The organism is Actinomadura barringtoniae (genome assembly GCF_017573505.1).
GTDB lineage: Bacteria > Actinomycetota > Actinomycetes > Streptosporangiales > Streptosporangiaceae > Spirillospora > Spirillospora barringtoniae.
The window spans coordinates 1-236 of sequence record NZ_JAGEOJ010000076.1 but is presented as its reverse complement, the minus strand read 5'-3'; the positions used below and the strand labels follow the sequence as shown (position 1 = coordinate 236).

1 protein-coding gene is annotated in these 236 nt (G+C 58.1%); it reads left to right on the top strand.

Annotation, left to right across the window (positions count from 1 at the left end; translation table 11 throughout):
- Nucleotides 1-236: hypothetical protein (locus J4573_RS53470; RefSeq protein ID WP_208264199.1), on the top strand; the 236-nt coding region annotated here is incomplete at both ends.

Below are 236 nucleotides of genomic sequence, written 5' to 3'. Positions count from 1 at the left end.
CAGTCGGGCCTGGAAGAGATCTTTGAGGAGATCAGTCCCATCGAGGACTTCTCCGGAACCATGTCGCTCTCGTTCCGTGATCACCGGTTCGAGCCGCCCAAGTACTCCGTCGAGGAGTGCAAGGACAAGGACATGACCTACTCCGCCCCGATGTTCGTCACGGCGGAGTTCATCAACAACACCACCGGTGAGATCAAGAGCCAGACGGTGTTCATGGGCGACTTCCCGCTCATGAC